Annotated in this window: 22 protein-coding genes; 8 read left to right on the top strand and 14 right to left on the bottom strand. The window is 63.7% G+C overall.

All coding sequences use genetic code 11. From position 1 onward, the window contains the following. Nucleotides 1-3: 3 nt before the first annotated feature. From cobU to glmU, 5 genes are read right to left on the bottom strand one after another with little or no spacing between them, the layout of a single operon-like run. On the bottom strand, nt 4-531 hold the full coding sequence (cobU, locus tag AC1RRE_RS10290; RefSeq protein WP_492981036.1) for a bifunctional adenosylcobinamide kinase/adenosylcobinamide-phosphate guanylyltransferase: 528 nt from the start codon (nt 529-531) through the stop codon (nt 4-6). Beyond that, nucleotides 528-1,883 carry a glutathione-disulfide reductase gene (gene gor / locus AC1RRE_RS10285; protein ID WP_492981035.1) on the bottom strand — a complete coding sequence of 452 codons (1,356 nt, stop codon included), beginning with the start codon at nt 1,881-1,883 and terminating at the stop codon, nt 528-530. Before gor ends, cobU begins: the two co-directional genes overlap by 4 nt. Beyond that, entirely contained in the window at nt 1,870-2,475 is a 606-nt protein-coding gene (locus AC1RRE_RS10280) for a tyrosine phosphatase family protein (protein ID WP_492981034.1), read from the bottom strand. The genes gor and AC1RRE_RS10280 overlap by 14 nt, the downstream gene beginning before the upstream one ends. A gap of 13 nt (nt 2,476-2,488) precedes the next feature. Next, the gene (gene glmS, locus AC1RRE_RS10275; RefSeq protein ID WP_492981033.1) at nt 2,489-4,315 is read right to left on the bottom strand and encodes a glutamine--fructose-6-phosphate transaminase (isomerizing); all 1,827 of its coding nucleotides are present in this window, start codon (nt 4,313-4,315) and stop codon (nt 2,489-2,491) included. 10 nt (nt 4,316-4,325) lie between these two features. Continuing rightward, nucleotides 4,326-5,687, bottom strand: a complete 1,362-nt coding sequence (gene glmU / locus AC1RRE_RS10270) for a bifunctional UDP-N-acetylglucosamine diphosphorylase/glucosamine-1-phosphate N-acetyltransferase GlmU (RefSeq protein WP_492981032.1) — start codon at nt 5,685-5,687, stop codon at nt 4,326-4,328. A gap of 147 nt (nt 5,688-5,834) precedes the next feature. Here glmU and gph point away from each other — a divergent pair, with 147 nt between their 5' ends. After that, a complete protein-coding gene (gph, locus tag AC1RRE_RS10265) occupies nt 5,835-6,503 on the top strand; it encodes a phosphoglycolate phosphatase (protein WP_492981031.1) in 669 nt (222 codons plus the stop codon). Nucleotides 6,504-6,538: 35 nt separating this feature from the next. Here the strand turns inward: gph and AC1RRE_RS10260 are convergent, their stop codons facing one another. The 3 genes from AC1RRE_RS10260 to maiA are packed head-to-tail and all read right to left on the bottom strand — an operon-like array spanning nt 6,539 to nt 9,658. Then, nucleotides 6,539-7,942, bottom strand: coding sequence for a sensor histidine kinase (locus AC1RRE_RS10260; RefSeq protein ID WP_492981030.1), 1,404 nt, complete (start codon nt 7,940-7,942; stop codon nt 6,539-6,541). Between the two features lie 3 nt (nt 7,943-7,945). Beyond that, the gene (locus tag AC1RRE_RS10255; protein ID WP_492981029.1) at nt 7,946-9,013 is read right to left on the bottom strand and encodes a TAXI family TRAP transporter solute-binding subunit; all 1,068 of its coding nucleotides are present in this window, start codon (nt 9,011-9,013) and stop codon (nt 7,946-7,948) included. Between the two features lie 3 nt (nt 9,014-9,016). After that, on the bottom strand, nt 9,017-9,658 hold the full coding sequence (gene maiA, locus AC1RRE_RS10250) for a maleylacetoacetate isomerase (RefSeq protein ID WP_492981028.1): 642 nt from the start codon (nt 9,656-9,658) through the stop codon (nt 9,017-9,019). Nucleotides 9,659-9,888: 230 nt separating this feature from the next. On the opposite strand from maiA, the gene thiS reads away from it, so the two are divergent. Then, nucleotides 9,889-10,872: a sulfur carrier protein ThiS gene (thiS, locus tag AC1RRE_RS10245; RefSeq protein ID WP_492981027.1), complete on the top strand. Its 984-nt coding sequence runs from the start codon at nt 9,889-9,891 to the stop codon at nt 10,870-10,872. 20 nt (nt 10,873-10,892) lie between these two features. Beyond that, nucleotides 10,893-11,528 (top strand): DedA family protein, encoded by a 636-nt coding sequence (locus tag AC1RRE_RS10240; protein ID WP_492981026.1) that lies wholly within the window; start codon nt 10,893-10,895, stop codon nt 11,526-11,528. A 21-nt stretch (nt 11,529-11,549) separates the two neighbouring features. Here the strand turns inward: AC1RRE_RS10240 and AC1RRE_RS10235 are convergent, their stop codons facing one another. Beyond that, nucleotides 11,550-12,005, bottom strand: a complete 456-nt coding sequence (locus tag AC1RRE_RS10235; RefSeq protein ID WP_492981025.1) for a MarR family winged helix-turn-helix transcriptional regulator — start codon at nt 12,003-12,005, stop codon at nt 11,550-11,552. 86 nt (nt 12,006-12,091) lie between these two features. Here AC1RRE_RS10235 and hppD point away from each other — a divergent pair, with 86 nt between their 5' ends. The 3 genes from hppD to AC1RRE_RS10220 are packed head-to-tail and all read left to right on the top strand — an operon-like array spanning nt 12,092 to nt 15,343. Continuing rightward, nucleotides 12,092-13,159 carry a 4-hydroxyphenylpyruvate dioxygenase gene (gene hppD / locus AC1RRE_RS10230; RefSeq protein WP_492981024.1) on the top strand — a complete coding sequence of 356 codons (1,068 nt, stop codon included), beginning with the start codon at nt 12,092-12,094 and terminating at the stop codon, nt 13,157-13,159. A gap of 24 nt (nt 13,160-13,183) precedes the next feature. Beyond that, nucleotides 13,184-14,335, top strand: coding sequence for a homogentisate 1,2-dioxygenase (locus AC1RRE_RS10225; protein ID WP_492981023.1), 1,152 nt, complete (start codon nt 13,184-13,186; stop codon nt 14,333-14,335). Nucleotides 14,336-14,362: 27 nt separating this feature from the next. Further along, a complete protein-coding gene (locus tag AC1RRE_RS10220; protein ID WP_492981022.1) occupies nt 14,363-15,343 on the top strand; it encodes a fumarylacetoacetate hydrolase family protein in 981 nt (326 codons plus the stop codon). A gap of 64 nt (nt 15,344-15,407) precedes the next feature. Here the strand turns inward: AC1RRE_RS10220 and AC1RRE_RS10215 are convergent, their stop codons facing one another. After that, nucleotides 15,408-16,238 carry a metal-dependent hydrolase gene (locus tag AC1RRE_RS10215; RefSeq protein ID WP_492981021.1) on the bottom strand — a complete coding sequence of 277 codons (831 nt, stop codon included), beginning with the start codon at nt 16,236-16,238 and terminating at the stop codon, nt 15,408-15,410. 175 nt (nt 16,239-16,413) lie between these two features. Between AC1RRE_RS10215 and AC1RRE_RS10210 the strand changes: the two genes are divergently transcribed. After that, nucleotides 16,414-17,040, top strand: coding sequence for a LysE family transporter (locus AC1RRE_RS10210; RefSeq protein WP_492981020.1), 627 nt, complete (start codon nt 16,414-16,416; stop codon nt 17,038-17,040). A gap of 3 nt (nt 17,041-17,043) precedes the next feature. Here the strand turns inward: AC1RRE_RS10210 and AC1RRE_RS10205 are convergent, their stop codons facing one another. From AC1RRE_RS10205 to tpiA, 4 genes are all read right to left on the bottom strand, one after another. Next, on the bottom strand, nt 17,044-17,724 hold the full coding sequence (locus tag AC1RRE_RS10205) for an MBL fold metallo-hydrolase (RefSeq protein ID WP_492981019.1): 681 nt from the start codon (nt 17,722-17,724) through the stop codon (nt 17,044-17,046). Between the two features lie 38 nt (nt 17,725-17,762). Further along, nucleotides 17,763-19,184, bottom strand: a complete 1,422-nt coding sequence (locus AC1RRE_RS10200; RefSeq protein WP_492981018.1) for a hypothetical protein — start codon at nt 19,182-19,184, stop codon at nt 17,763-17,765. A gap of 311 nt (nt 19,185-19,495) precedes the next feature. Continuing rightward, nucleotides 19,496-20,518 carry a lysine-2,3-aminomutase-like protein gene (locus tag AC1RRE_RS10195; RefSeq protein WP_492981017.1) on the bottom strand — a complete coding sequence of 341 codons (1,023 nt, stop codon included), beginning with the start codon at nt 20,516-20,518 and terminating at the stop codon, nt 19,496-19,498. Nucleotides 20,519-20,524: 6 nt separating this feature from the next. Continuing rightward, complete coding sequence (gene tpiA, locus AC1RRE_RS10190) at nt 20,525-21,280, bottom strand: triose-phosphate isomerase (protein ID WP_492981016.1); 756 nt, start codon at nt 21,278-21,280, stop codon at nt 20,525-20,527. 179 nt (nt 21,281-21,459) lie between these two features. Here tpiA and AC1RRE_RS10185 point away from each other — a divergent pair, with 179 nt between their 5' ends. Continuing rightward, a complete protein-coding gene (locus AC1RRE_RS10185; protein ID WP_492981015.1) occupies nt 21,460-23,373 on the top strand; it encodes a peptidylprolyl isomerase in 1,914 nt (637 codons plus the stop codon). Nucleotides 23,374-23,381 lie beyond the last annotated feature (8 nt).

Raw genomic sequence — 23,381 nt, 5'->3', positions numbered from 1 at the left:
GCGTCACTTGAGCACGAGCGGCAGGCCGGCGGCCATGAAAATCACGTGATCGGCTGCCGCTGCGACAGCCTGGTTGAGCCGGCCCTGACGGTCGCGGAAATCGCGCGCCAGCTTGTTGTCCGGCACGATGCCCAATCCCACTTCGTTGGAGACCAGCAATACCGGAAAGCGCGCCACCTTCAGCGCGCCGATCAGACGCTCGGTCTCTTCGGAGATACTGCGGTTGGCATGCATCAGGTTCGACAGCCAGAGCGTCAGGCAGTCGATCAGTACCGCACCGGTATCGAGCGGCAGCGCCTGCAGCACCTCGGCCACCGCAACCGGCACCTCGATATTGTGCCAGCGGTCGCCGCGCCGCGACTTGTGCTCACTGATCCGCGCCTTCATCTCGTCATCGAAGGCTTCGGCCGTGGCGATATAAACCAGCCGCCCTTCGCGCGCTTCGGCCTGCTGCTCGGCCAGCCGCGACTTGCCCGACCGCGCGCCGCCCAGCAGCAACGTGATGCGGGCGTCGTTGCGTGGCTGGTTCAAGCCTTCACCTTCTCGCGCATGGTGACGAATTCCTCAGCCGCCGTCGGATGGATGCCGACGGTCGCGTCGAAATCGGCCTTCTTCGCGCCGGCCTTGATGGCAATGGCGATGCCCTGCATGATTTCACCGGCATCGGCGCCGACCATATGCGCCCCGACGACGCGATCGGATTTGGCATCCACCACCAGCTTCATCATCACGCGTTCTTCACCGCCCGAGACGGTGGCGCGCAGCGGCCGGAAGCTGGTGCGGTAGATATCGACCTCGCCATATTTCTTGCGGGCGTCGGTTTCGCTCAAGCCAACAGTGCCGACCGGCGGCTGGCTGAACACGGCAGCCGGCACATCGGCATGGTCGGGTGAGCGCGGCTTGTTGCCGAACACGGTATCGGCGAAGCAATGACCCTCGCGGATCGCCACCGGCGTAAGATTGATTCGATTGGTGACGTCGCCAACGGCGTAAATATTCTCGACGCTACTGCGCGAGTATTCGTTCACCACCACCGCGCCCTCGGCATCGGTCTTGACGCCGGCCGCTTCCAGGCCGAGGCCATCGGTACTGGGCTTGCGGCCGGTGGCAGCCATCACGGCATCGACTTCCAGCGTGCTGCCGTCGGTCAGATGTACCAGCAGGGCGCCGTTCTTTTTCTCGATTTTGGTCAGGTCGGTCTTCACCCGCAGATCGATGCCGGTCTTAACCAGTTCGGCCGCCAGATGGTTGCGGATGTCGTCGTCGAAGCCACGCAGGACCTGCTCACCGCGATACAGCACCGTCACCTTGGAGCCAAAACCGTTGAAGATGCCGGCGAATTCCAGCGCGATATAACCGCCGCCGACAATGACGATGCGTTTCGGCTGTTCTTTCAGATGGAAGGCCTCGTTCGAGCTGATCATCAGCTCGGCGCCCGGGATCGCCGGCTTGACCGGATGGCCGCCGGTGGCGATCAGAATCTTGTCGGCCGTCACCGGCTTGTCGTTGATCAGGACGGTATGGGCGTCTTTCAGCGTGGCGCGGCCATCGAAGGTTTTCGCGCCGGCATTCTCGAACAGCTTGCGGTAGATACCTTCAAGCCGGGCGATTTCCTTGTCCTTGTTGGCGATCATGGTCGCCCAGTCGAAGCTGGGCTCCGGCACCGTCCAGCCAAAGCCGGCGGCATCCTGGAAGGTATGGGCATATTCCGAGCCGTAGACCAGCAGCTTTTTCGGCACGCAGCCGCGGATCACGCAGGTGCCGCCGTAGCGGTATTCTTCGGCCACGGCGACCTTCGCCCCGTAGCCGCCCGCAATACGGCCGGCGCGCACGCCGCCCGAGCCGCCGCCTATGATGAAGAGGTCGAAATCATACTGGGTCATCCGGGTTCAGTCCTTCAGCAGCATACTCGGCCGGCAATTCATGCCCCCGACCGACGCTGGAGATCAAGGTCCGAACCTCGGGATACCGATGGGCCACAGCAATGTGGTGCAGCCGGAGCGCCTCGACAAGCGTGCCGCCCAGGCCCAGCAGACGATCGGCATGGCCGATCATCACCGTATTGGGCCAGGCCTTGGGGCGGATATCACCCAGGGCGGCAAAGATATCGGCCGCACGGGCTGGATTGCGCTGGGCCATCAGGGTGACGGCCGAGGCGGTCGAGCGCGACACGCCGGCATAGCAATGCACCAGCAGATGCTTCACCGACTGGGCTGCCAGCTTCTCGCCCACTTCCAGAATCTTCACCACATCCGCTTCGGTGGGCCGGGTGCGGGTCGCATCATCCACCACCACATCGTAGAAGCGGAATTCGTCGCGCCGCGCCTCGGGGTGATGGATGTAGCCTTCCGGCTGTGGCGTGCCGGGATCGAGGATGCCCAGAATATGGCTGACGTCACCGGCAAATTCGTGCAGTTCGGCCACGCCGCAGATACTGATACGGAACGGCATCAATCCACGTTCGACGGTACTCATTCAGTCAGTTTCCTTATTCCACAGTGACGGATTTGGCGAGGTTGCGCGGCTGGTCCACATCGGTGCCCTTCAGCACGGCGACATGATAGGCCAGCAGCTGCACCGGAATGGCGTAGAGGATGGGCGCAACGAAGGGATCGACCTCGGGCAGCTCCACCGTGGCGAAGGTGCGGTCATCAATATGGGCGAAGCCCTTCTTGTCCGACATGAAGATGACCTTGCCGCCGCGCGCCATCACCTCCTGCATATTCGAGATGGTCTTCTCGAACAGACTGTCGCTGGGCGCGATCACGATTACCGGCACCACTTCGTCGATCAGCGCGATGGGGCCATGCTTCAGCTCGCCGGCGGCGTAGCCTTCGGCATGGATGTAGGAGATTTCCTTGAGCTTCAGCGCGCCTTCCATGGCCAGCGGATAACAGGGGCCGCGGCCGATATAGAGCACGTCGCGGGCATCCATGATCTTCTCGGCCAGCGCATGCAGCTCGTCGTCATGGTTCAGCACCTCGGCTGCACGGGCCGGCACTTCCATCAGCGCCGCCATCATGCGGGCGAGGTCTTCCTTGGACTGTGCATTGCGCGCCTGCGCCACCGCCAGGCTGAAGGCGGCCAGCGTGACGAGCTGGCAGGTAAAGGCCTTGGTCGAGGCAACCCCGATCTCAGGCCCCGCCTTGGTCAGCAGCACGCCATCGGCTTCGCGCGCCATGCTGCTTTCGGGCACATTGACGATCACCAGCGTGCGGCCGCCATTCTGCTTGACGTAGCGCAACGCGGCCAGCGTGTCGGCCGTCTCGCCCGACTGCGAGATGAAGATGGCGAGGCCATTCTTGTCGACTGGTGCCTCGCGATAGCGGAACTCGGATGCCACATCGACCTCGACGCCGACCTTGGCGTAACGCTCCAGCCAGTATTTCGCCACCAGGCCCGAATAATAGGAAGTGCCGCAAGCGACGATGGTGATGCGGGTGATCTTGGCCAGATCAAGGCCCAGATCGGGCAGATGCACCAGGCGATCGGTCGGGCTGACCACGGTATTGATGGTATCGCCCATCACCGCCGGCTGTTCGTAGATTTCCTTCTGCATGTAATGGCGGTAGTTGCCCTTGCCGATCATCGCGCCGCTGATCGCGGTCGGCCGGACCACGCGTTCAACCGTCTTGTTGTCGGCATCGTAGAAGGTGGCCCCGGTGCGGGTCAGCACCACGCTGTCGCCCTCGTCCAGATAGGCAATCCTGTCGGTAAGCGGCGCCAGCGCCAACGCATCCGAGCCCAGATACATTTCACCCTTGCCGAAACCGACCGCCAGCGGCGCACCGCGACGTGCGCCGATCAACAGGTCTTCCTTGCCATGGAACAGGATGCCCAGTGCGAAAGCGCCGCGCAGACGGCCCAGCGCGGCCTGCACGGCAGCCACGGGCTCCTTGCCTTCCGACAGATATTCGTCGATCAGATGCAGCGCCACTTCTGTATCGGTCTGGCTGGCGAAGGTATGGCCCTTGGCGATCAGTTCCTCGGCCAGTTCGCGGTAATTCTCGATGATGCCGTTATGCACCATGGCGACGCGGCTGGTGGCATGCGGATGGGCATTGGCCTCGTTCGGTGCGCCATGGGTGGCCCAGCGGGTATGGGCGATGCCGATGAAGCCCTGCAGCGGCTGCTGGACCAGACGGTCTTCCAGCCTGGCGATCTTGCCTTCGGCGCGGCGGCGTTCGATGGCGCCATCCTTCACCAGCGTGGCGATGCCCGATGAATCATAACCGCGATATTCGAGCCGCTTCAGGCCATCGATCAGCAGAGGCACAACGTCGCGCGTGCCCACGACCCCAACGATACCGCACATACAGAAACTCCTACGTCTTGTTCTTCAGGGCAGATTTCTTGGCGCGGAATTTCGCGGCAAGGCCCGGCTTGTCTTCCTGCTTGCCGCGCGCGACGCTCAGCGCATCGGCCGGCACATCCTTGGTGATCACGCTGCCTGCGGCGACAATCGCACCGTCACCGATCTTCACCGGCGCAACCAGTGCGGAATTGGAACCGATGAAGGCGCCGGCGCCGATATCGGTATGCGACTTGAAATAGCCGTCGTAATTGCAGGTGATGGTGCCGGCGCCGATATTGGCCTTGGCACCCACGCGGGCATCACCGATATAGGTCAGGTGATTGACCTTGGCGCCCGCCTCGATACTGGCATTCTTGATCTCGACGAAATTGCCGACATGCGCATCCTCGGCGATCTTCGCGCCGGGCCGCAGGCGCGCGAACGGCCCGATGGTGGCGCCGCGCGCGATGCTGGCGCCCTCGATATGGCTGTGGCTGCGGATGACCACGTCATCGCCCACGCTGACCTTCGGACCGAAAACCACGTAAGGCTCGATCAACACATCGCGCCCCAGCACGGTGTCGCTGCGCAGGAACACTGTCTCCGGGGCCGTCATGGTGACGCCATCCGCCATGGCTTTCGCCCGCAGACGCTGCTGCATCGCAGCTTCGGCGATGCTCAGCTCGGCGCGGTTGTTGATGCCCATCACCTCGACCGGATCGGCCTCGACCACACCACAGGTCCAGCCGGCCGTATTGGCATGCTCGACCACATCGGTCAGCAGGAACTCACCCTGCGCATTCTTGTCGCTCAAGCGCGACAGCAGCGCCGGCAGGCGCTCGCCATCCAGCGCCATCAGGCCGGCATTGCACAGCGTGACGGCTTTCTCGGCCGGCGTTGCATTCTTCACTTCGACGATCTTTTCCAGCGCACCCTTCCCGTTGACGATCAGGCGGCCATAGGCGGCAGGATCGGCAGGACGGAAACCGACGATGACGGCGGCGTGGTTATCTTTGCCGCGGCGCGCGGCCAGCAGGTTCTGCAGCAGCGCCGGCGTCAACAGCGGCGTATCGCCGAAGATCACAATGACATCGCCGCCAAACCCCTGCAGCGCCGGCTGGGCCGCGATGACGGCATCGCCAGTGCCACGCGGCGGGTCCTGCACGGCCACGGTGGCCAAGGAATGCGACTGGGTGACAGCTTTGGCCACCGCATCCTGACCTTTGCCGATCACCACCACCACACGGTCGGGCGTCAGGCTGGCGGCAGCATCCAGCACATGCAACAACATCGGCTGCCCGGCCACGGCATGCAGCACCTTGGGCAGTTTCGATTTCATCCGGGTGCCTTGACCTGCGGCCAGAACAACCACGGCTACGGCCTGTTTCGCCATGCTCGGGTTCCGTATAAAAAAGGGCAGTGATTCGCCCTGCTTTTGCGCGCCGGACTGTCTCACAATCAGGCTGAAAACCGGAAATGAATTCCAATTTCGGTCTGTTTCAAGGTTTTACCAATTGTAACGTCCCACCGCAGCCCTTTCATGACCCGTAAAGCCATCCTTTTCGATCTCGACGGCACGCTGGTGGACACCGCGCCCGATCTGGCCGCCGCCACCGACTTTGCCCTTGATCGCGCCGGCCGGCCGATGATCGGGCTGGACGAGGTGCGCAACATGGTCGGCGACGGCGCGCGCGCATTGCTGGAAAAAGGCTTCAGGGCCAGCGGTGGCATGCCCGCACCCGACCAGTTCGAGACCGCCTTCAAGGATTTCATGATCTATTACGGGCGCCATCTGGCTGACACCAGCCGGCCGTTTCCCGGCGTCACCACCTGCCTGGCGCAGCTTGCCGAACAGGGTTATGCGCTGGCGGTCTGCACCAATAAGCCCGAAGCCTTAAGCCGCAGCCTGCTTGACCAGCTCGGCCTGACGTCTTTCTTCGGTGCCGTTGTCGGCGGCGACAGCCTGCTGGTGCGCAAACCCGATCCCGGCCATATCCGCGGCACATTGGACAAGCTGGGCGACGGATTCGGCTGGGCCGCGATGGTGGGCGACTCGGCCAATGACGTGAATGCCGCCAAGGCCGCCGGCCTGCCCTGTGTGGTGGTCAGCTTCGGCTATACGCGCATCCCGCCCGCGGAACTGGGCGGCGACCGCCTGATCGACCATTTCTCGGATTTGCCGGCAGCGATCACAGCCCTGGGAGGCTGAAGACTGGAAGGCTGAGACTGGGAGGCTGACGCCACTCAGGCCTTCGCGCCGCCCTGAAAGCCGTCGACCACGCGGAAAGGCGGCAGGTGCACGCGGACCTTCGTGCCGCTGCCCGGCGTGCTCTGGATTTCCAGCCAGCCTTCATGCAGCCGCACCATGCGCTCGCTCAGCGGCAGGCCGAGGCCCGTGCCGGATTGCGCCCGGGTCAGCGCATTCTGGATCTGGCTGAAAGGCTGCATGGCGATTTTGATCTGGGCCGGAGTCATACCGATGCCGGTATCAGTGACGATATAGGCAAAGCCTCCGCCCTCGGTCATTTCAGCCGACAGCGTGATCAGGCCTTCCTCGGTGAACTTCACGGCATTGGCCAGCAGGTTGATCAGCACCTGCAACAACGCACGACGGTCGGCATGCAATTGCACCAGACCCTGCGGCGGCTCCACCTTCAGCTGCACTTCGGCGCGCTCGATCTTCTCGCGCACCAGACGGGCGGCGGCGGTCATGATCTCGTCGGCGTCGAAATCTTCTTCGGCCAGTTCGTATTTGCCGGCCTCCACCTTCGACAGGTCGAGAATGTCGTTGATGATCGCCAGCAGATGTTCGCCGCTGGCATGGATATCGCCGGCATATTCGCGATAGCGCGGCACATTCACCTTACCCAGCATCTCGTTGCGGATGATCGACGAGAACCCGATGATGGCATTCAGCGGCGTGCGCAGCTCGTGGCTCATGTTGGCCAGGAATTCCGACTTGGCGCGATTGGCCTCTTCGGCCGCCCGCTTGGCCGACAGCGCCGACAGTTCGGCCTGTTCCTTCAGTTCTACCACGCGCCGTTCGCGGAACAGCAGCAGCACCAGGCCGATCACCAGTACCACGGCGATGCCGGTCAGGATGCCGACGGCATCGGCGAAGCGGTCAAGCCGGCGCTCCTGGGTCAGCAGCATCTCGCGCGCGGTATTGCGCGACTGCTCCAGCAGCACAATCAGCCGGTTCTCGGCATCACGGGCGCGAGACTGCATCAGCATGACCACCGCCGGCGAACCCGCCACCTGCCCCGGAATGCCTTCCTCGTACCAGCGCGCGAGATCCTGCAACGCCGGATTGGCGACGGCATACATGCCGGCGGCGCCGACCATGTTGTCCAGGTTGTAATTGGCGCGCAGCAGATCGGCGCGGGCACGGGATGAAATCAGGTAGATGGCCACACGACGGCGCGAACTATCATCAGGGTCACGGCGCCAGGCCTCGATGGCCCAGGCGAGATTGCCGATCTCGCGGATCATCGATTCAGCATCGCGCTCCTGCTCCAGCAGGGTGACCGGCAGATCGCGCGCCACCGTGGTCAACGTATTCTGCACATAGAAGGCGATGCCCAGCACGCCAGCCACAATCAGAATGATGACGACCATGATCTGGCGTCGGCCGAACACAAATCCCATCGATCAACCCGCCAGAAGGCCGCGCGCGCGGTAAAACCGCTCGGCTGCCGGATGCATCGGAATGCTGCGTCCCATCACGGCATCCTTGAAGTGGATATCCGCGCCCCGCGGATGCCCGGCCCGCAGAACCTGCTGACCGCGCTCGCTCCACATCGCTTCCAGGAAAGCGAAAACCAGATCATCCGATAGGTCAACGCGTGCGATCAGCTGCGCACCCACCATCAGCGTGGGAATCTCCGGCTGTCCGGGGTAGGCGCCGGCCGGAATGCTTCCAAAGCTGAGGAACGGATTGCGCTGCATCACGCCACGCACCTGATTGATATCGAGCGGCAGCAGGGTGGCGTTGCCATTCCCCAGCGCATCAGCCACGGTCTTCACCGGCCAGCCCACCACGATGAAAAAGGCATCCAGATGAGCGGCCTGCATGCGCGGCACGGCCAGATCAGGCTTCACATAAAGCGCGCGCAGATCGGTTTCAGCCAGGTTATAGGCCGACAGCAGGTTGCGGACGTGGATCAGTGAACCGGAGCCCGGCTCGTCCAGCGCCACGGTGCGGCCGCGCAGATCGCCGATGCGGTTGACGCCTGCCTGCTTGCGCACCACCACATGCATGGCCTCGGGGTAAAGATGCGCCACAAAGCGCAGGCGATCCTGCGGCAGCTTGCCGGCATAGACTTCCTTTGCCTCATAAGCCCAGGTGGCGACATCGGCCTGCACCAGCGCCATCTCGTTCTCGCCGGTCTGCAGCGCCGCGGCATTGGCGACCGAGCCGTTGGAAATCTGCGCCACGGCCACCAGACCCGGGACGCCGCAGCGCCCTTCCCGGCCGCCCGATGGCGTGCAGTCCGGACCGGGCGCCATATCGCTGACGGCCTTGGCGATCAGACTGCCGATCGGGAAATACGTGCCGCTCTGGCCACCGGTGCCGATGCGCAGCAGGGTCGTGTCCGTGGTGATGGTGGATTGCGCCAAGCCGGCCGTCGCGCTGCCCAGCATCAGGACCATGGCCGCCGCCATCCGCCCTGCGGGGCGGATGATCAGTCGGCTGATCCGGAACAGGCGCTGCCGCATCGGCTATTCGGCGTCCGGCTGCTGGCCCGGCGACGCTTTCGCGAAAGCCTTCAGCTTTTGGCATTCAGCCTCGATGCGCATGACGGTCGGGCAACCGGAGAAGTCGCATTTGAAGCGGCGGCCGTTGGCCACCTGCGGCACCAGGCAGATATCGGCCATGGTCGGCGTGTCGCCGTGGCAGAAGCGCCCAGTGGCCGGACTAGCGGTCAGCAGCTTTTCCACCGCCTGCAGGCCCTCTTCCACCCAGTGACGATACCAGGCGTCTTTCTGCTCTTCGCTCACGCCCAGCTTGCCGGTCAGGTAGCGCAGCACGCGTGGGTTGTTGATGGGATGGATTTCGCAGGCAATCGCCAGTGCCAGCGCGCGGACTCGCGCCCGGCCGACAGGGTCCTTGGGCAGCAGCCGCGGTTCGGGGTGGATTTCCTCCAGATACTCCATGATCGCGAGCGACTGGGTCATCTGGGTACCGTCGTCGCCGACAAGGACGGGCAGCAGCTTCTGCGGATTGATCGCGGCAAAGGCGTCGGAGAGCTGCTCCAGCTTGGCCAGGTGAACAAAGGTCTGGTCGTAAGCCATGCCCTTCAGATTCAGCGCGATCCGGACCCGATAGGCGGCCGAGGACCGGAAATACCCGTACAGAAGCATATACCCCTCCCTGAGGACCGGGATTCTAGCGCAGTCTTCTTATGTTACAAAGCCTTGTCGGGACTTTCGGGACCTTCGTAAGGGTTGCCGCCCCGTCAGCCCACCCTCTATTGTCGGCGCGCCTTCCGGTCCCCATCTGTCCGGTAGGCCAAGGGTGGCAACAAACAACGAATTCAGGATCAGTCCGCCGGCAGCGTTCCGGCCGGACCGGGTGGCAGGGTAGCCTCGAGATGCGTCTGACGATCAATGGCGAACTTCGCGATATGACCGCTGCGGCAACGGTGGCGGACCTGCTGTCGACGCTGGAGCTGGACGGCCGCAAGATCGCCATCGAGCTGAACCGCGAGATCGTGCCGCGCTCTGCATACGGCGCTACGTCGCTCAGCGACGGCGACAAGATCGAGATCGTGCATTTCATCGGTGGCGGCAACGCCCCGCTCGGTGCCGACGACTATTTCGAGGTGGCAGGCCGCCGCTTCCGCTCTCGGCTGCTGGTCGGCACCGGCAAGTACAAGGATTTCGAAGAGACCAGACTGGCCATCGAAGCCTCGGGCGCCGAGATCGTCACCGTCGCCGTGCGCCGCGTCAATATCACCGACCGCAACCAGCCGATGCTGGTCGATTACGTCGATCCGAAGAAATATACCTACCTGCCCAACACGGCCGGCTGCTTCACCGCCGACGATGCCGTGCGCACGCTGCGCCTGGCGCGCGAGGCCGGTGACTGGAAGCTGGTGAAGCTGGAAGTGCTGGGCGACAAGAAGACGCTCTATCCCGACATGGAAGCCACGCTGGAAGCGACCAAGCTTCTGGTCAAGGACGGCTTCGACGTCATGGTCTACTGTGCCGATGATCCGATCGCCGCCAGGAAGCTGGAAGACCTCGGCGCCTGCGCCATCATGCCGCTCGCCGCGCCCATCGGCTCCGGCCTCGGCGTGCAAAACCCGGTGAACATCCGAGTCATCATCGAAAACGCGAAAGTGCCTGTGCTGGTCGATGCCGGTGTCGGCACCGCCTCGGACGCCGCGATTGCCATGGAGCTGGGCTGCGACGGCGTGCTGATGAACACCGCGATCGCCGAAGCCAAGGACCCGATCCGCATGGCCCGCGCCATGAAGCTGGCCATCGAGGCGGGCCGTCTGGCCTATCAGGCCGGCCGCATGCCCAGGAAACTGTATGCCGATCCCTCTTCGCCGCTCGCCGGCCTGATCTGACCGTGCGAGGCTGAGCGACCGTGCCAGAAATCGACATCTATCATCTGATCGAACAGTATCGCGAGTGGTTCTACGTCATCACCTTTGTCTGGACCTTCCTGGAAGGCGAGACATTCGTGATCTTCGCAGGCGCGGCCTCCAGCCAGGGCCTGCTGCATGTCTACTGGCTGATCGCGGCCGCATGGCTCGGCAGCTTCTGCGGTGACCAGCTCTATTTCTGGATCGGCCGCAAATACGGCCATCGCCTGCTCAAGCGTTTCCCCAAGCTGCAGGGCGGCGTCAACGTCGCCCTCGACATGCTGCACAAATACCATGTCGGCTTCATCCTGAGCTTCCGCTTCATATACGGCGTGCGCAACTTCTCCTCGCTCGCCATGGGCATGAGCATGATCTCGTGGCCGCGTTTTGCCGCGCTGAACTTCATCGCCGCCGGCCTCTGGGCCAATGCCTTTACCTGGGCCGGCTATCTGCTGGGTGTCGCCTTCGAGGCGATGCTGGGCAATATCGCCAAGGATTTCGGCTTCATCATGCTGGGCATCTTTGCCACCGTCGGCGTGATCCTGTTCTTCGTGCACCGTCGTGGCAAGAAGAACTTCGAGGCCAAGGTCGCCGCCCAGCAGCAGAAGCAGGTCGCGCCCCCGCCTGAAGTGGAATAAGCCGCTCAGCCGGCCCCCTCTTCAGTCCTTCCCGTCCACCTTGTCCATCTTGGCGTTCAGCTTGTCGATGATGCGATCAAGCTGCATCGCCTCATCTGTCGTCAGCACCGTGAGCAGGTCGCGCTCGAAACCCAGCGCCAGCGGCGCGATCTCGGCATAGACCTGCGCGCCCTTCCCTGACAGCGTGAGCCGCGACTTGCGCTTGTCGCCATCGTCGCGCACGCGCTCCAGCAGGCCTTTGTCTTCCAGCGCCGACACCGCGCGGCTGACCGTCACCTTGTCCATGGCCGAGCGCTCGACGACGTCATTGGCGGTCAGGCCTGGATAACGGCCAAGGTTCGCCACCACCCGCCATTCCGGAATGCTGATCCCGAACCGCTCGGCATAATGGCGCGACAGCGCCCCGCTGATGCGGTTGGTCACCACCGACAGCCGGTAGGGCAGAAAACGTTCCAGCGCGAGCGGCGATTTGGGCATCGGTTTTAGTGTCTCTGATCTTGAATTTAGTTTCAATTGTAACTAATATCGAGGCCAACCGCAATTCAGACTTTGGGAGTTACCCCATGGCCGACCTCTTCGACAACCCGATGAACACCGACGGCTTCGAATTCATCGAATATGCCGCGCCCGAGCCCGAGAAGCTGGCCGCCCTGTTCGAACGCATGGGCTTCCAGGCCGTGGCGAAGCACCGCTCCAAGAACGTCACGCTCTATCGCCAGGGCGACGTCAATTTCATCCTCAACGCCGAGCCGTCGAGCTTCGCCCAGAGCTTCGCCCGCATCCACGGCCCTTCCATCTGCGCCATGGCCTTCCGCGTCAAGGATGCACCCAAGGCCTACAAGCGCGCCGTCGAACTCGGCGCCTGGGGCGTCGAGGCCCATGCCGGCCCGATGGAGCTGAACATCCCCGCCATCAAGGGCATCGGCGACAGCCTGATCTATCTGGTCGATCGCTATGGCGAGCGCGGCACCATCTATGACGTCGACTTCGTGCCCATCGAAGGGGCCGAGCGCAACCCGAAGGGCGTCGGCCTGACGTATGTGGATCATCTGACCCACAACGTCCATCGCGGCCGCATGGGTGAATGGGCCGGCTTCTACGAACGCCTCTTCAATTTCCGCGAGATCAAGTATTTCGACATCGAAGGCAAGCTGACCGGGCTCAAGTCCAAGGCGATGACCAGCCCCTGCGGCAAGATTCGCATCCCGATCAACGAAAGCTCCGACGACAAGTCGCAGATCGCGGAATACCTCAACGCCTATCACGGCGAAGGCATCCAGCATGTCGCCATGGGCACCGATGACATCTACAGCACCGTGAGCCAGCTGCGCGGCCGCGACCTGCCATTCCAGTCGACCAACGATACCTATTTTGACCAGATCAATGACCGCCTGCCGGGTCATGGCGAGGACGTTGCCCGTCTGAAGGAACTGCAGATCCTGATCGATGGCGCGCCGACCAAGGGCCAGGGCCTGCTGCTGCAGATATTCACCGAGAATGCGATCGGGCCGATCTTCTACGAGATCATCCAGCGCAAGGGCAATGACGGCTTCGGCGAAGGCAACTTCAAGGCCCTGTTCGAGTCCATCGAGCTCGACCAGATCCGCCGCGGCGTGCTGAAGGCCAACTAAGAAGAAACGAACAGGAGACGTCGCATGGGCAAGAACTGGATTCCGATGAGCCACAGCGAGGGCATCGCGGCAAAGCAGGCCCATGTGGCGTTGCCTGAAGGTACCTACGAGCGCGAGATGAGCAAGGAAGGGTTCTTCGGCCCGGCCGCGCATCTCTATCACCAGAACCCGCCGACCGGCTGGATAGACTGGGAAGGTCCGCTCAAGCCCCGCGCCTTCGACACGGCGAAGTTCGCTGAACAAGTCGACTGCCCCTGGAAGGCGAAGACGCTGCTCAGCAACGCGCATGTGAAGTATCGCCACCTGACGCTGACCGCCGCCATGGACCATCTGGTGCGTAACGGCGATGGCGACGAACTGATCTTCGTGCATGACGGCGACGGCGACCTCTACTGCGACTTCGGCCGACTCTCGTACAGCGAGGGCGACTACATCATGCTGCCGCGCGGCACCATGTGGCGCCTGGAGCCGAAGACGCCCAGCAAGTTCCTGCTGATCGAGGCGACCAACGACAGCTATCGCCTGCCCGACAAGGGGCTGGTCGGGCCGCATGCAATCTTCGATCCGGGCGTGCTGCAGGTTCCAAAATTGGACGATGCCTTCAAGGCACAGCAAAAACAGTCGGGTAACTGGCGCATCGTGATCAAGCGCCGCGACCAGCTCTCCACCGTCACCTATCCCTTCAACCCGCTCGACGTGGTGGGCTGGAAGGGCGACCTGACCGTGGTGAAGCTGAACTGGCGCGACATCCGGCCTCTCATGAGCCACCGCTACCATCTGCCGCCCAGCGCGCATACCACCTTCCTGGCCAGCCGGTTTGTCGTCTGCACCTTCGTGCCGCGCCCGATCGAAAGCGACCCGGAAGCGCTGAAGGTGCCGTTCTTCCACAACAACGACGACTACGACGAAGTGATTTTCTATCACAAGGGCAGCTTCTTCAGCCGCGACAACATTCATCCCGGCATGATCAGCCTGCATCCTTGCGGCTTCACCCATGGCCCACACCCCAAGGCCTTCGCTGCCGGCGCAAAAGCCGCGAAGAAAGAAACCGACGAGGTCGCCGTGATGCTGGATACCCGCGACGCGCTGGATGTCGGCCCCGCCGCCGACAGCATCGAGTTCACGGGCTATGCCGCAAGCTGGAACCCCGAAGGGTTCAAGCAGGCCGCGGAATAATAAAACGAATTTAGGGAGAGAAACGCGATGAAACTCGCCTCGCTGCGGCATGGCCGTGACGGCCGCCTCACCGTCGTCAGCCGCGACCTGAAAACCATGCTGCCGGTGGATGGGCTCTGCCCCACCCTGCAGATGGCGCTCGATAGCTGGACCACGATGGCTCCCAAGCTGCAGGCTGTCTCGGATGCGCTCAACAAGGGGGAGACCAAGGGTATCCCTTATGATCCTGACAAGCTGCATTCGCCGCTGCCGCGCGCCTATCAGTGGTGCGATGGCTCGGCCTATCTCAATCACGTCGAGCTGGTGCGCAAGGCGCGCAACGCCGTGATGCCGCCGGAATTCCTGCATGACCCGCTGATGTATCAGGGCGGCTCGGACGACTTCCTGGCCCCCACCGCGGACATCGAAGTGGTCGACGAGGCCTATGGCATCGATTTCGAGGGCGAAGTGGCCGCGATCACCGGCGACGTGCCGATGGGCGCTTCATCGGCCGAATGTGCGAAACAGATTCGCCTGCTGATGCTGGTGAACGACGTCAGTTTGCGCAACCTGATCCCAGGCGAACTGGCCAAGGGCTTCGGCTTCTTCCACGGCAAGCCCTCCACCGCCTTCGCCCCCGTCGCCGTCACGCCCGACGAACTGGGCGGCGACTGGAAGGACAACAAGGTGCATCGCCCGCTGGTCAGCATTTTGAACGGCAAGCAGTTCGGTGCCCCCGAAGCCGGCGCCGACATGCAGTTCAGCCTCGCCGATCTGGTCGCCCATGCCGCGAAGACGCGGCGGCTCCGCGCCGGCTGCATCGTTGGCAGCGGCACGGTGTCGAACCGCGACGCCAGCAAGGGTTTCTCCTGCCTGGCCGAAATCCGCATGATCGAGACGATTGCCGACGGCAAGCCGAAGACACCGTTCATGAAATTCGGCGACCGCATCCAGATGGAAATGACGGATTCAAAAGGCCAGTCGATCTTCGGCGTGATCGACCAGACGGTGGTGAAATACGCGCCCTAAATCCCGACCGACATCATGGCCGGGCTTCACCCGGCCATGACGAACAGTATTGGGATCGCCTTTTTTACTTCCCTTCAAACGAGATCGTCTCGCCCGGGTTCATCACCCGGATATCGACCTTCTCGCCCTGCAACGCCGCCCTGTACTGCTCCGGCGTGCCGGCCAGTTGCGGGATGGTGCCGTAATGCATCGGGATGGCGTATTTCGGATGCAGGATGCGGGTGGCGTGCGCGGCATCCTGCGGGTCCATCACGAAGTGGCCGCCGATCGGGATCAGGATCAGGTCGGGGCGGTACCGGTCGGCAATCATGGTCATGTCGGCGAACAGGCCGGTATCGCCCATGTGATAGATGGTGAAGCCGTTCTCCAGCCGGATAATGAAGCCGACCGGCTCGCCGCCGACATGCACTTCGCGCTTGCCGTTGTTCATGTGGATGTATTCCGAGGAATGCTCGGCGCGGGTCTGGGTGATGCTGATGCCCGGGCCCAGCGGCGCGATGGTGCCGCCCTTGTTCATGCGTGGCGCCTGATCGGCGGTCAGCAGGCCAAGGCTGATCATCGTGTCGTTCAGGCCGGCCGGAGCCCAGAGCTTGATGTTCTGCGCTTTCACGATCGCCGGCGCATCGCCGATATGATCGCCATGGGCATGAGTGACCAGCACGACATCGATCTTGCCGAGCTTGTTGAGGTCTTTCCACTCAGCCGGCGTCTTCGGATTGGTGGTGAGCCAGGGATCGATCAGGATCACCTTGCCGCCCGGTGTGGTGATGCGGAAAGCCGCCTGGCCCAGCCAGAGGAGTTCGGTTTTGCCGCCGGTCATCTGCGCCTGTGCCGCCGAAGTGACGCCGATCAGCATCAGCGCGGCAATCCATAAAGTCCGCATAACCATCGTCATGGTGTCCTCCCTTTTTTTCAAAGACTGCCGGAGCTTAACGGCTGTCGCCCGGCGGGGCGATAACATACGCGCGAGGGTGCAATGCGATGCCGTGAATTGTACCGGTTCATCTTCTCGCTTGCAGGAGATCCGATCCCATTCCACCCTGTGTGGACCAGCATCCCCAGAGAATCCCATGGACTACACCTCAACCCTGCTCGGCATCGCCGGCATCTTCGCCCTCGGCGTCACCTCGCCCGGTCCGAATTTCGTGGTCGTCACCTCGACCGCGATTGCCGCCTCACGTCGCGCCGGATTGCTCACTGCACTTGGCATCGCCTGCGGCGGTGCCACCTGGACCATCCTGGCCATCCTGGGGCTCAGCCTGATCCTGACGCAGGCCGTCTGGCTGTACACGGCGCTGAAGATCGCCGGTGCAGTATACCTGCTGTATATCGGGGTGAAGATGATCCGTTCCGCGCGCGAGCCGGCACCGTTGCCCGGCAGCGCGTTGGCGCTGCGCGACACGCTGCCCCTGTTGCTGCTGCGACGCGGCTACCTCACCAGCCTCACCAATCCGAAAACGGCGGCCTTCTTCAGCAGCCTGTTCGTAGTGGTGCTGCCGCCGGATGCGCCGGTCTGGGTCTACGGCGCCACGGTCGGTATCATCATCGTCATGTCGGTGAGCTGGTATGGCGCGCTGGCGCTGTTCTTCTCGACCGGTCCGGTGCAGAGCGCCTATCGCAAGGCCAAGACTGCACTCGACTGCGCCATGGGTGCGCTGCTGATCGTGCTGGGCGTCAGGCTGCTGGCGACGCGGTAGGCGTCACCCGATCCCCAGTGCGCGATCCGAGACATAGGGATTGCTGCTGCGCTCCTGCCCGAAGGTGGAGAGCGGGCCATGGCCCGGTACGAAGGTGATGTCGTCGCCGAGCGTGAACAACCGCTCGCGGATCGAGCGGATCAGATCGGCATGGTTGCCCTTGGGAAAATCCGTGCGGCCGATGGAGCCCTGGAAGATCACGTCACCCACCAGCGCCGCTTTTGATGCCGCGTGATAGAACACCACATGACCCGGCGTGTGGCCGGGGCAGTGGATCACATCCAGCACCAGATTACCGACGGTGACGGTGTCGCCATTCTTCAGCCAGCGGTCGGGCGTGAAGCTGCGGCTGGGCGGAAAGCCGTATTGCTGCGCCGCCGCCGGCATGCCGTCGATCCAGAACCTGTCATCCTCATGCGGGCCCTCGATGGGCAGCCTGAGCTCCTCGGCGATCTCCATTACCGCACCGGCATGATCCAGGTGGCCATGGGTGACCAGCAGCTTTTCCAGCGTCACGCCCTGGCGCTGCACGGCCGCCAGCAGCATCTCGGGCTCGCCGCCGGCATCGACCAGCGCGCCGCGCATGGTTTCAGGACACCAGATCAGCGAGCAATTCTGCTGGAACGGCGTGACGGGATTGATCTCGACATGGAGAACGGGTTGTGGAGGCGTCTGCTGGGTCATGCCACCGGCTTAAATGGCCCGACAAAAATTGGCAAGAATCAGATGCGGCTGTCGACCAGGCTGCCGCTGCGGATGCCAAAGCCGCGGCCGTCGGCCAGGCCGGCGGCGGCAATGCCGAAGCCACCGGTCTTTTCGTCCTTTTCGCCGATGCGGCGGAAGGCCGACGGACGGTCATCCTCTTCGTCTTCGTCCTTCGCTCTGGCGCGGAGGACAAAGCCCTTGCCTGCATCTTCAGCCTGCACCGGCGGCGGCACCAGTGCCTGCAGATTCGGTGCGGGCGGCGGCGACTGGCTCAGGCGGCGCAGCGGTTCCACTGAGGCCTGCACTGACTGGTAGATGGTGAGCACGCGCTGCACGGTTTCCACCTTGGGCACCAGTGTCGTCTCTTCCAGGAGTTTCACATCGCGTGTTCCCGGCGTGCCTGGCGTGGCCGGTTCGCCCGGCGTGACCACGGTCTGCGTGCGCGTCGTCTCGCTGGCGTAGCGGTTCAGGATATCCTTCAGTCCGGCGATGGCGGTGTTACGCAGCCGGTCGTCGCGGCGGCCGGAAATGTTATCCAGCGCCTGCACGTCCTGCAGCGCGCTGCGCACCTGCGCGACGGCATCGCCATCCAGCTTGCCAGCCTTCAGGCTGTTCAGCGTGCTGGTCAGGATGTCGCTGACCTTGTCCGTATATTGCCCGGTGATGAAGCCGCGACCGGTGTTGCGATCCTGCAGCGTGCCCAGCACGTCATTCAGCGCCGTGGATGCGCGGCTCTTGCCCTGCAGCGCCGCCCCGAGATCGTCGATGGCCGAGGCCACCGCCTTCACGGCCGCATTATTCGCATCCGGATTCTCAAAGCTGCGGTTGCTGACCTTGCCGATCAGGTCACCGAGCTTTTCCGCCGCGTTGAAGCCGACATCGCCGGCGAAATCGACCAGTGCGCGGCCCAGACTGCCGAACAGTCCCGGATCCCTGAACAGATCACGCAGGTCCAGGCCGTCCCGGCCGATCACACTATTCTCCAGCCGGCCGACGATCTCGCCCAGCGCCTTGCCCGCATTGGCGTCGCCAACCTTCTGGCTGAAGCGATCAAGCGCGGGCTGCAGCGCCTCGACCAGCCGCGCATCGCGCAGGTCCCCGCGGTTGCCCTTTTCGACAGTGCCGATCAGACGCGTCAGGCTGTTCAGCGCCTCGGCATCCAGTTTCGCGTCGCGCGTGGTGATGGTGTCGATGCGGTCGGGCGTGCCGGGGCTGCCGGGTGTGCCCGGCGTTTCCGTCACCTGGATGCTCCGCTGCAGTTCGGCTTCCAGCACGCGGCGCTCCTCGCCCACCACGACCTTGCGTGTCGCGCTGAGCAGCGCGGTCTGGTTCAGGGTGGAGAAGACATCGGTGCTGACGCGCGGCGTATCGAAGCGCAGAATCGCTGATGCCCGCTGGTCGCTCCCCTGCTGGGGCGACGGCAACGGGGTCGGCAGCAACGGATTCTTCCGGTTGCTCTGATGGTCCGCCGCGGAATTTGCTGACAGAAGGGCGAGCGCAGCCCGCCCCGTCACCGCATCAACCATGGACTGTGTCTAGCACAACCCAGAATTTCGCCCCTAGAGGCTAATGGTTAATACCCACTTGTTTTTGCAAGCGGCGTTTCTATATGAATTTCAAATGGTTATCTGAAATCCGGGGTGACGCCCAAGCACAAACAGGCCCCGGATAACGTCGAATAAGCATCGGATAAGGGAGTAATAAGGGTCGAATAAGCCCCAATAAGGCTCCGACAAGCGCAAATAGCGAATCAATCCAGCGCCGGATCGTCATACCTGTGTGTGCAGCCCCAGGGATCGGTGACCCTCCAGCCGCTGCCATCCTCGGCCGGTTCGGCATAGACCGGGCCGACCGGCACTTTGCCGTGGCCGCCGGGGATGTCGAGGATGTAGGTCGGCTGCGCCAGACCCGAGACATGGCCGCGCAGGCGACGCATCAGTTGCTGGCCCTCGGCCAGGCTGATGCGGAAATGGCTTGTGCCGCGCGCCAGGTCGCCGTGATGCAAGTAATGCGGCTTGATGCGGTTGGCGACCATGGTCTTGAACAGGTCGGTCAGCGCGGCCGGGCTGTCATTCACGCCCTTCAGCAGCACCGACTGGCCCAGCACCGGCACGCCGGCCTCGACCAGCCGCCTGATCGCGGCTTTCGCCTCGGTCACGAATTCGCGCGCATGGTTGGCATGCAGCAGCAGCCACACCGCCTTGCCGCTGCTCTTGAGTGCATCGACCATCGCGTCGTTGATCTTCGCCGGATCGACCACTGGCACGCGGCTGTGAATACGAATGACGCCCAGATGCGGGATCGCGTTCAGCTTGGCGATCACCTCTTTCAGGCGACGCGGCGACACGATCAGCGGATCGCCACCGGTCAGGATCACCTCCCAGATCGCGGGATGCTCGGCGATATACTGGATGGCGGCATCGAGCTGGTCGGTGCTCAAGCCCTTCGATCCCGGCCCCACCATCTCGCGGCGGAAGCAGAAGCGGCAGTAGACCGGGCAGACATTGACCAGCTTGAGCAGCACGCGGTCGGGATAGCGATGCACGATGCCCGGCACCGGGCTGTGCGCATCATCGCCAATGGGATCGGCGCGCTCATGCTCGTGAATCTCCAGTTCCGCCGCATCGGGCAGGAACTGGCGCGCAATCGGGTCTTTCGGATCGGACGGGTCGATCTGCGCCTGCAGATGCGGCGTGACGGCGACAGCAAACATCTCGGCGACCTTCTTGAGTGCCGCGATAGTGCCGTCCTTGTCCCGTTCAGCCGCACCCATGACGGATTACTTGAATCCCTTGGCTTCGATGATCGGCCAGAAGTCGTTCGCCTTCAGGCTGGCGCCGCCGACCAGTGCGCCATCGACATCAGGCACCGCCATCAGGCTTTTGGCGTTGTCGGGCTTCACCGAGCCGCCGTAGAGGATGCGGAAGCCGTCGCCGTCATCGAAGCGCGCCTTCAGGTCCTGGCGGATCGCCGCATGCACCTCGGCCACCTGGGCCTCAGTCGGCGTGCGGCCGGTGCCGATGGCCCAGACGGGCTCATAGGCAACGACAGTGTTGGCGGCAGTGGCATCGTCGGGCACCGAGGCCCGCACCTGGGCCGAGACCACCTTCAGGGTTTCATTGGCGTCACGCTGGGCCAGCGTCTCGCCCACGCAGACAATCGCCACCAGACCGGCGCGATGGCCCGCCTGCGCCTTGGCGCGGACGACGGCATCGCTCTCGGCATGATCGGCGCGGCGCTCGGAATGGCCGGCCAGCACATAGGTCGCGCCGGCATCCTTCAGCATCTCGGCCGCGATATCGCCGGTATGGGCGCCGGACGCCTTGGCATGGCAGTCCTGTCCGCCCGTGTTGATGCCGGTGCCTTTCAGGGTCTGGCTCAGCGCAGCCACCAGGGTCGCCGGCGGGCACAGGCCCAGTTCGGCCTGCGGGGCCTGGGCCTTCACCTTGGCGGCCAGGGCGGTCGCCTCGGACAGGCTGGCGGTCAGGCCGTTCATTTTCCAGTTGCCGACGATCAGGGGGCGACGCGCCGCCATGCTCAGAACCTCACTGCTGCATCAATAAAATCGGGGGTTTCGTAGCAAGTTCCGCCCGGAAAGGCAAAGCTGGACGCCTTGCCCCCCCTCCGGGCCGGCTTTAGTATGCGCGCCCACCCGTCCGGCCGCCAGTCAGGTCGGCGGGAGCCTTTGTTTCGCTTCACTTTTTCAGGTGTTTCATGCTGCAGCAGATGCGGTCCGGCGCGGCCTCGTGGATTGCCAAGTTACTGATGGTCCTTCTCATCCTCAGCTTCGGCGTCTGGGGCATTGCCGATTACGTGCGCGGCTTCGGCGGCGGCGGCGACGTGGCCAAGGTGGGCTCGACTGTCATTGGACAAGGCGAATTCGCCGAAGCCTTCCGCCGCGAGGTGACCAATCTGCGCCGCCGCTTCGGCAACGCCTTCTCCGCCGATCAGGCGCGCCAGCTCGGTCTGGATGAAAGCGTGCTGAACCGCATGATCGAGGACAAGCTCTATGTCCAGGCGGCACAGAAGCTCGGCATCCAGGTCACCGACCAGCAGGTGCGCGACACCATCATGAATGCTCAGGCCTTCAAGGGCATGGGCGGCCAGTTCGACCGTCTGGCGTTTGAAAGCTATCTGCGCAACGAAGGCATGTCCGAAGGCATGCTGGTCGCGGTGCTGCGCGACGACATCGCACGCACCCAGCTGATCGGCAGCCTGTTCGGCAGCATCACCACCGCGCCCAAGCCGCTGGCCGATACCGTGCTGGCCTATCGCCTGGAACGCCGCCTGGCCGAATTCGTGGTGGTGGATGCGTCCAAGCTGCCGGCCCCGCCCGCGCCCACGACCGAGCAGATCGACGAATATTACAAGGCCAACCCGGCGGCCTATACGGCGCCCGAACGCCGCAGCGTCGCCTGGATCGAACTGAGCGCCAGCCAGCGCATCGCGCAGACCGATGTCACCGACGACGAGCTGCATGCCGAATACGACGCCAACAGCGCCGCCTATACGGTTGCTGAAAAGCGCGCCGTCGAGCAGGTGGTCTTCAACACCGAAGCCGAGGCCAAGGCTGCCGCCGAAGCCATCGCCAAGGGTGAAAGCTTCCTGGCCATGGCTGCGCGTACCCAGAAGCTGAAGGCCGATGACGTCAAGCTGGGTGTCGTGACCCGCAACGAGCTGCCGGCCGCCATCGCCAACGCCGCCTTCGCCCTGCCCAAGGACAAGGTGAGTGAGCCGGCGATCTCGCCTTTCGGCTTCCATCTGATCCGCGTCACCGAAATCCAGGCCGGCAGCACCCGCAGCTTCGACGAAGCCAAGGCCGAGCTGCGCCAGCAGGTTGCCTTGCGCAAGGCGCTCAACAACATGGTGAAACTGCGCCAGCAGATCGACGACCAGATCGCCGGCGGCGCCACCCTGGAAGAAATCGCCAAGGCACAGTCCATGTCACTGCAGCAGGCCGCCAATATCGACAACCAGGGCCTAGATACTGCCGGCAAGCCGGTCGCCACGCTGCCCAAGCTGCCGGCTTTCTTCACCGATGCCTTCGACCTCGGCCCGGAAGCCGAGCCGCATATCGTCGACACCGATACCGGCCTGATCGTGCTGAAGGTGACCGAGATCAAGCCTGCCGCGCAGAAGCCGCTGGATGAGGTGAAGAGCGACGTCGTCACCGCCCTGCAGCAGCGCGCCCGAGCCGATGCCGCTGCCGAACGCGCCAAGCAGATCGCCGAACGCGTGCGCGCCGGCGGCGATCTGGCCAAGGAAGCCGCCGCCCTGAACACCGCCGTGCAACTCAGCACGCCGATGACCCGCGGCCAGAACAGCGAACGCAACTTCTCTCCCGTCATCACTGGCGGCCTGTTCAATGCCAAACCGGGTGAGATCGTCACTGGTCCGGCCGCGTCTCCGGGCCCCAGCGGCGGTGCCAATGCCATCGTCGCGCGCCTCAGCCGCATCGAGCAGGCCGATCCCGCCACCATCGCGCAGCAGCGCGATCAGGCGACGCAGCAGTTGGCTGGCGGCGTGGCGCAGGATCTGGTGCAACAGTATCGCCAGGCCCTGCAGAAGGATATCGGCGTCACCGTGAATGCGGCAGCCCGCGCCAGCGCCATCAGCGCCGGCCAGTAAGCTTCCGC

It is taken from the genome of Ferrovibrio sp. GW821-FHT12D07 (assembly GCF_058807275.1).
This window is presented reverse-complemented; position numbering and strand designations above follow the sequence as displayed.

What these genes read in the sequence shown, in the direction of transcription:
- AC1RRE_RS10185 (WP_492981015.1), top strand. Translation starts at nt 21,460, where the DNA reads ATGCTGCAGCAGATGCGGTCCGGCGCGGCCTCGTGGATTGCCAAGTTA.
- AC1RRE_RS10215 (WP_492981021.1), bottom strand. Translation starts at nt 16,238, where the DNA reads ATGACGATGGTTATGCGGACTTTATGGATTGCCGCGCTGATGCTGATC.
- gph (WP_492981031.1), top strand. Translation starts at nt 5,835, where the DNA reads ATGACCCGTAAAGCCATCCTTTTCGATCTCGACGGCACGCTGGTGGAC.
- glmU (WP_492981032.1), bottom strand. Translation starts at nt 5,687, where the DNA reads ATGGCGAAACAGGCCGTAGCCGTGGTTGTTCTGGCCGCAGGTCAAGGC.
- AC1RRE_RS10225 (WP_492981023.1), top strand. Translation starts at nt 13,184, where the DNA reads ATGGGCAAGAACTGGATTCCGATGAGCCACAGCGAGGGCATCGCGGCA.
- AC1RRE_RS10235 (WP_492981025.1), bottom strand. Translation starts at nt 12,005, where the DNA reads ATGCCCAAATCGCCGCTCGCGCTGGAACGTTTTCTGCCCTACCGGCTG.
- AC1RRE_RS10280 (WP_492981034.1), bottom strand. Translation starts at nt 2,475, where the DNA reads ATGAGTACCGTCGAACGTGGATTGATGCCGTTCCGTATCAGTATCTGC.
- AC1RRE_RS10210 (WP_492981020.1), top strand. Translation starts at nt 16,414, where the DNA reads ATGGACTACACCTCAACCCTGCTCGGCATCGCCGGCATCTTCGCCCTC.
- hppD (WP_492981024.1), top strand. Translation starts at nt 12,092, where the DNA reads ATGGCCGACCTCTTCGACAACCCGATGAACACCGACGGCTTCGAATTC.
- gor (WP_492981035.1), bottom strand. Translation starts at nt 1,883, where the DNA reads ATGACCCAGTATGATTTCGACCTCTTCATCATAGGCGGCGGCTCGGGC.
- glmS (WP_492981033.1), bottom strand. Translation starts at nt 4,315, where the DNA reads ATGTGCGGTATCGTTGGGGTCGTGGGCACGCGCGACGTTGTGCCTCTG.
- AC1RRE_RS10220 (WP_492981022.1), top strand. Translation starts at nt 14,363, where the DNA reads ATGAAACTCGCCTCGCTGCGGCATGGCCGTGACGGCCGCCTCACCGTC.
- AC1RRE_RS10195 (WP_492981017.1), bottom strand. Translation starts at nt 20,518, where the DNA reads ATGGGTGCGGCTGAACGGGACAAGGACGGCACTATCGCGGCACTCAAG.
- AC1RRE_RS10260 (WP_492981030.1), bottom strand. Translation starts at nt 7,942, where the DNA reads ATGGGATTTGTGTTCGGCCGACGCCAGATCATGGTCGTCATCATTCTG.
- thiS (WP_492981027.1), top strand. Translation starts at nt 9,889, where the DNA reads ATGCGTCTGACGATCAATGGCGAACTTCGCGATATGACCGCTGCGGCA.
- AC1RRE_RS10205 (WP_492981019.1), bottom strand. Translation starts at nt 17,724, where the DNA reads ATGACCCAGCAGACGCCTCCACAACCCGTTCTCCATGTCGAGATCAAT.
- tpiA (WP_492981016.1), bottom strand. Translation starts at nt 21,280, where the DNA reads ATGGCGGCGCGTCGCCCCCTGATCGTCGGCAACTGGAAAATGAACGGC.
- AC1RRE_RS10255 (WP_492981029.1), bottom strand. Translation starts at nt 9,013, where the DNA reads ATGCGGCAGCGCCTGTTCCGGATCAGCCGACTGATCATCCGCCCCGCA.
- maiA (WP_492981028.1), bottom strand. Translation starts at nt 9,658, where the DNA reads ATGCTTCTGTACGGGTATTTCCGGTCCTCGGCCGCCTATCGGGTCCGG.